The organism is Vibrio aestuarianus (assembly GCF_012395185.1).
In the GTDB taxonomy this organism is placed as follows: Bacteria; Pseudomonadota; Gammaproteobacteria; order Enterobacterales; family Vibrionaceae; genus Vibrio; species Vibrio aestuarianus.
In genome coordinates, this window is sequence record NZ_JAAZTU010000083.1 from 1 (window position 1) to 2,585 (window position 2,585).

Below are 2,585 nucleotides of genomic sequence, written 5' to 3' on the forward strand. Positions count from 1 at the left end.
CATAACAAAGCATTTAAGACGGATTCGCAACGCTTGGTGTTTTTAGTGTAAATTCAGTTTTTGTGTTTTAAGTGGTTTGTCGAGGCATTGGTGTTTAGCGTCGCTCACCACTTAATGCGGCGTTATGTAACATGGAGGTTCAATGAAAATCGCAGTTATTCTAGGTACTTCAAAATCGGACGGAAACACTAGAAATTTAGTCGAGTCGTTCGTAGAAAAGTCGGGAGCAAAGCTGTTCGATCTCTCCGATTTCGACATCAGTTTCTACGATTATGAGCATGAAAATAGAAATGATGACTTCTTATCCATAATCCATGAAATTAGCGGCTTTGATCATGTGGTGTTTGCTTCACCTGTCTACTGGTATTCAATGTCAGCACAGTTAAAAGTCTTCTTCGACCGACTATCTGACCTTTTAACTATCGAGAAAGAATTAGGTCGTAAGCTGAAAGGTAAGTCTGTTTCAGTGTTATCGACGGGCTATAACCAAGACTTACCTGACTGCTTCGTACAACCATTTGAACTGACTGCAAACTATATGCAACTAGATTTCAAAGGCTGTGAATACGTTTCTATACAAACAGAACCTGATTTAGATAAAATCAAAGTTAGTGTTGCGCAAGCCCTTGAAAATGTTACATAACAAAGCGTTTAAGACGGATTCCCAACGCTTGGCATTTTTTGGTTTGCTTCGAGTTAAGTGTTTACGGCACAATACTTTAAGTGCGGTGGTCTGCGTTGCTCACCACTTAACGCGGCGTTATGTTTATAAGGATAGTTTGGTGATAGAAAATTTAAGAATCTGGTATCAGAGTACTCGAAAGAAAGTCGCATATTTTATGTTGGCGTTGGTGTTTTCATATATCTTTCTGGCAATCAGTCTCATTTCTGGTTCATCCCCTTCAATTATTTTGGGAGCATTGTGCCTAACACTCGTAGTTCCTTTCAGTATGTTTGCAATGTTGGCAACCGACAACCCTGTGTTTGATTCACTGCAATCGAAAAAGTGGGTTGTAATAACTGTTGGATTGGTAATAACCATTTATTCTTCGTTATCGTACATTTGGGCATCAAATGAAGTAAACGCGATTTTTGGTGTGTCTGCCAGTAATCTCCCTTGGAGTACGTTAATTCTTACAGTGGTTTACTTTTTCAAGAACGTAGTATTACTTTGCTCATTAGGCGCATGTGCTTTTGTCTTTGTATACGTCAATGTTTGGGTTTGGAGAGTCCTCGTCACAAACTACCGTGGTGCCTGGAATTTAGTTAAAGATGTTGTTGGCGGTTTTTTGTTCATTTTTGGGCTTGGGTTACTAATGGGAAGTTCGGGGGTATTAACTAAGCAAAAAGAGGAGTTTGCTAAAATGGTAGCTATCAATGCTGACTTTAGTGCTCGTCATCGATGTATAGGAGATGAGTTCAGACATTCCCAAGGCGTTCTTTTTTTGCCAACTGGCAATGTATTGGTAGCTTATCCTCAACCATCAGATACCTTTGGGTGGACATTTATTTTTGATGAAGTTCCTTGTAAAAAATAAACATAACAAACAATTTAAGAGTGATTCAGCACGCTTGGCATTTTGGGTTTGGGTTGAGTTCGGTGTTTACGGTGGTCAAATTGAGTGTCGTGGTCGCGTGCTTCACACCTTAATTGGGCGTTAGGTGAATTGGGGGAATAATGCAACAAGTTTTAGAAACAGAACGTTTAATCCTTAGGCCATTTGAACACTCTGATGCAGAGCAAGTATCTGTGTTGGCCGGTGATAAACGAATCGCAGAAATGACGGCAAACATACCGCATCCATATAAAGTTTCAGATGCAATTTCATGGATCGAAACACATGAAGTTGGCTTTGCCAGCGGAGAGAGCATTGTTTATGCGATTGTCCGTAAAGAATCGTTAGAGCTTATTGGAGCCGTGAGTTTGCCGAGCTTAAAAGATGGCCAAGGAATCTTGGGTTATTGGTTGGGCGTTGATTTTTGGGGGCAAGGTTATGCGACAGAAGCATCAAAGGCATTAATTGAGTACGCAAAAGAAAGTCATGGATTGCGAGAGTTAAAGGTCATGCATCTTGTTGGTAATGACCGTTCAAAGTCAGTTATCGATAAACTTGGTGTTACTTACGTAGAAAATCAAACACTTCGTATGCAAGGTGGTGAGAGAGAAGTTTGCGTTTATCTTTCAGCGGTATAAATTCACCTAACAATCTGTTTAAGAGTGATTCGCAACGCGTGGCATTTTCACAATGCGTTGCTTTTAGTGTTTAAGGTGGTATGCGGGAGCTTCGGTATTGCGTTGCTCACACCTTAACAGGGCGTTAGCTGGGGTTAAGAAAAACTGTGAATTTAAGGTGGAAAGGCTTTTGGTTTTCTAGCTACACACCGGATAAATCTCGGTTCTCAACTATCTCGCCAGTGGCACTTTTCGGGAAGCGTTTGAACTTAACGAAGTCTGCTCACGGGAAGTGTTGTGTTTGTTAAGTTCGTTGGCGCGGCTTCTTTGATGTTGAAATTTATGGATCCCTAAATTTGTTTCGAGTGCTCTATGGCTGACTTTTCCGATAGAATTATTTGTAAATTACCAT

The 2,585-nt window shown here is 40.5% G+C and carries 3 protein-coding genes; all 3 read left to right on the forward strand.

Translation table 11 applies throughout. The features are described from left to right. Positions 1-142 precede the first annotated feature (142 nt). The 3 genes from HGG78_RS18575 (at position 143) to HGG78_RS18585 (ending at position 2,194) form a co-directional block, all read left to right on the forward strand. The gene (locus tag HGG78_RS18575) at positions 143-643 is read left to right on the forward strand and encodes a flavodoxin family protein (RefSeq protein WP_172533794.1); all 501 of its coding nucleotides are present in this window, start codon (positions 143-145) and stop codon (positions 641-643) included. Positions 644-782: 139 nt separating this feature from the next. Further along, entirely contained in the window at positions 783-1,538 is a 756-nt protein-coding gene (locus HGG78_RS18580) for a hypothetical protein (protein ID WP_172533795.1), read from the forward strand. Between the two features lie 140 nt (positions 1,539-1,678). Then, positions 1,679-2,194 carry a GNAT family N-acetyltransferase gene (locus tag HGG78_RS18585; protein ID WP_061778615.1) on the forward strand — a complete coding sequence of 172 codons (516 nt, stop codon included), beginning with the start codon at positions 1,679-1,681 and terminating at the stop codon, positions 2,192-2,194. Positions 2,195-2,585 lie beyond the last annotated feature (391 nt).